The organism is Streptomyces pathocidini (genome assembly GCF_001418495.1).
Classification (GTDB): domain Bacteria; phylum Actinomycetota; class Actinomycetes; order Streptomycetales; family Streptomycetaceae; genus Streptomyces; species Streptomyces pathocidini.
This window is the reverse complement of record NZ_LIQY01000665.1, coordinates 1-3256: the sequence shown is the minus strand read 5'-3', so window position 1 is coordinate 3256 and position 3256 is coordinate 1. Positions and strand designations below refer to the sequence as shown.

At 71.7% G+C, this 3256-nt stretch carries 3 protein-coding genes and 2 pseudogenes; 3 read left to right on the top strand and 2 right to left on the bottom strand.

Going from position 1 to position 3256, the window contains the following annotated elements; all coding sequences use genetic code 11:
- From AOK16_RS24255 to AOK16_RS24245, 3 genes and pseudogenes are all read left to right on the top strand, one after another.
- A pseudogene (locus AOK16_RS24255) lies at positions 1–215 on the top strand (metabolite traffic protein EboE); the annotation flags it as partial.
- The gene (locus tag AOK16_RS24250) at positions 212–1612 is read left to right on the top strand and encodes an alkaline phosphatase family protein (RefSeq protein ID WP_055474246.1); all 1401 of its coding nucleotides are present in this window, start codon (positions 212–214) and stop codon (positions 1610–1612) included. The pseudogene AOK16_RS24255 and the gene AOK16_RS24250, both read left to right, overlap by 4 nt.
- The gene (locus AOK16_RS24245) at positions 1609–2664 is read left to right on the top strand and encodes a sugar phosphate isomerase/epimerase family protein (protein ID WP_055474245.1); all 1056 of its coding nucleotides are present in this window, start codon (positions 1609–1611) and stop codon (positions 2662–2664) included. Before AOK16_RS24250 ends, AOK16_RS24245 begins: the two co-directional genes overlap by 4 nt.
- 166 nt (positions 2665–2830) lie before the next feature.
- On the opposite strand, the gene AOK16_RS24240 is transcribed toward AOK16_RS24245, so the two are convergent.
- A complete protein-coding gene (locus AOK16_RS24240; protein WP_055474244.1) occupies positions 2831–3040 on the bottom strand; it encodes a DUF397 domain-containing protein in 210 nt (69 codons plus the stop codon).
- Positions 3037–3165, bottom strand: a pseudogene (locus AOK16_RS28830) (DNA-binding protein); the annotation flags it as partial. The gene AOK16_RS24240 and the pseudogene AOK16_RS28830, both read right to left, overlap by 4 nt.
- Positions 3166–3256: the final 91 nt, after the last annotated feature.

Below are 3256 nucleotides of genomic sequence, written 5' to 3'. Positions count from 1 at the left end.
CCTCCACCCTCCCGGTGCTCGGCGACACCCTCACCCGCCTGGTCGGCGGCCCGGTGCCGCTCACCCGCCACCTGGAGGTCGAGACCTACACCTGGCAGGCCCTCCCGCCCGAGCTGCGCCCGCGCACCCGCGGCCGGCTGGCCGAAGGCATCGCCGCCGAACTCGGCCTCGCCCGCGACCTGCTGACCGCCCTCGGCCTCAAGGAGCTGCCGTGACCCCGACCCCGCTGCTGGTGCTCGATGTCGTCGGGCTGACCCCGCGCCTCCTGGAGCACATGCCGAACCTGCGCGCCCTCGCGCGCACCGGCTCGTACGCCCCCCTCGGCACCGTGCTCCCCGCCGTCACCTGCTCCGTGCAGTCCACCTTCCTCACCGGCGCGCCCCCGGCCGAGCACGGCGTCGTCGGCAACGGGTGGTACTTCCGCGACCTCGGCGAGGTGCTGCTGTGGCGGCAGCACAACGCCCTCGTCGGCGGGGACAAGCTCTGGGACGCCGCCCGCCGCATCCACCCCGGCTACACCGTGGCCAACATCTGCTGGTGGTACGCGATGGGCGCGGACACCGACCTCACCGTCACCCCGCGCCCCGTCTACTACTCCGACGGGCGCAAGGAGCCCGACTGCTACACCCGGCCCGCCGACCTGCACGACGAACTCACCGAGAAGTTCGGCACGTTCCCCCTCTTCACCTACTGGGGGCCGACCGCGGGCATCGCCTCCAGCCGGTGGATCGTCGACGCCACCCGGCACGTCAACGCCACCCGCCGCCCCGACCTGACGCTCTGCTACCTCCCGCACCTGGACTACGACCTCCAGCGCCACGGCCCCGACGACCCCCGCGCCGGAAAGGCCGCCGCCGAGCTCGACGCCGTGCTCGCCCCGCTCCTGGACGACGCCCGGGCCGAGGGCCGCACCGTGGTGGCCCTGTCCGAGTACGGCATCACGCGCGTCTCCCGGCCCGTCGACATCAACCGGGCGCTGCGCCGCGCCGGGCTGCTGGAGGTGCACACCCAGGACGGCATGGAGTACCTCGACCCCACCGCCTCCCGCGCCTTCGCCGTCGCCGACCACCAGGTCGCCCACGTCTACGTACGGCGCCCGGAGGACCTGGAGGCGACCAGGGAGGTGCTCGAAGGACTGCCCGGGGTCGACCAACTCCTCGGCGACAAGGGCAAGAAGGACCACGGCCTGGACCACCCCCGCTCCGGCGACCTGGTCGCCGTCGCCGAGCCGGACGCCTGGTTCACGTACTACTACTGGCTCGACGACGACCGCGCGCCCGACTTCGCCCGTCAGGTCGAGATCCACCGCAAGCCCGGCTACGACCCGGCCGAGCTGTTCATGGACCCGCTCGACCCCTATGTGCGCGTACGGGCCGCCAAGGCGCTGGCCCGCAAGAAGCTCGGCCTGCGCTACCGCATGGCGGTCGTCCCCCTCGACCCCGCGCCCGTGCGTGGCAGCCACGGCCGCCTCCCGGAACGCGAGCAGGACGGCCCGGTGCTGATCTGCTCCCAACCCGGCGTCACCGGCGGCCCGGTGGCCGCCACCGACGTCAAGGCGCTCCTACTCGCACTCGCCCTGCCCACCACCCGTACGACAGGAGAGACACCGTGAGCCGCAACCCCGAACTCGCCCAGGACCTCCGCCGCCGCAGATTCCTCGGTGTGGCCGCGGGCGCGAGCGCCGCGGCGCTCCTCGGCGCCGCTGCCCCGGAGGCCTCGGCGGCCCAGGCCGGTGCCGGTGCCGGTGCTGCTCCGGCCGGTGCCGCCCAGGCCGCGCACGGCCGCGGCGGGCCGGTGGTCCCGCCCGGCACCCTCGGCATCCAGCTCTACAGCCTCCGCGACAAGGTGAGCACCATCGGCTTCGCGCCCGTCTTCGAGGAGCTGCGGCGGGCCGGCTACTCCGAGGTCGAGTTCGCGGGCTACACCCAGGGCGGGGGCGAGATCACCCTGGCCCAACTGCGCCGCCTGGTACGGGACAACGGCCTCAGGGCCGTCGGCAGCCACGTCGGCTACTACTCGGACGACCCGGGCGCGTACACCTTCGCCACCCAGCTGGAGAAGGTCCTCGACGACGCCGAGGCGCTCGGTCTGAAGCACATCGGCACCGCCAGCGGGCCGTTCCGCTACGGCTCCACGGTCGACGCCTGGAAGCGGGCCGCCGAGGAGTTCAACACTTACGGCGCCGCCGCCAGGGCGCGCGGCATGAAGTTCTACCAGCACAACCACGCCGAGGAGTTCTCCTTCGCCACCGACCAGCCGGGCGTGCGCCTCTACGACGTGCTGCTGGCCGAGACCGACCCGGACCTGGTCCACCTGGAGATGGACATCTACTGGGCGTTCTGCGCCCAGCACCGCTTCAGCGTGCGCCCGGACGGTGTCCGCGCCCCCTTCGACCCCATCGACTACGTCCTCAAGGCCCCGCACCGCTACCCGCTCTTCCACGTGAAGGACGGCGACCGGGACCTGTCGACGCGCGACGGCTACGTGATGACGGACGTCGGGGACGGCGACATCGACTACGAGCGCTTCATCGGCGGCGTCGAACGCGTCTCGCGGCGCGACCCGCACCACTGGATCGCCGAACACGACAACCCCGGCGACTCCTTCCGCTTCGCCAACCGCTCGGCGACCCACCTCAAGTCCCTCCGCACGAAGCCCTGCTGAGGCGATCCCGGACCATCGTTGTGGCGGCCCTGTTCGCGTACGGGCCGGCTGCATCGGCCCCTCACCTGCCCCGCGGCAGAAGCCTCGCCGTACCTCCCAACCCGGGGGGGGTGCGACGGGGCGTCCGCCGTTGCCACCGTGCAATCGCGTGCGCTGGACCGCGTGGTCAAACGGCGCCGAACTCTCCAGCCTTGACGCCCGCCACGAAGGACGAGAACGCGTCAGCGGAGAACCCCAGTACCGGACCACTCGGGTCCTTGGAGTCACGGACCAGGAACTCACCCGTGGCTGCCGCGTGCTCCGGTGCCCACTCGACGCACTGACCGCCGTTGTCGCTGTACGAGGATTTGACCCACCGGTGGGAGAAGCTGGTCACGGGGTGTCCTTTCGTAACTGGTTGATCATGGCCACTGACGCCGCCTGGGAGAGCGATTCGGCCTGTAGCTGATGGTAGGCCGTCAGTATGGGCAACACCGAGGTGCCGTCACGTTCGAGATGCCCCGCCAGTCCCCTCCGCACCGCAGGCCCCCACCCCTGTAATGGGAGGGTCAAGGAACAAGTGACCGCAATACATGTAAATTCAGTGATCCCG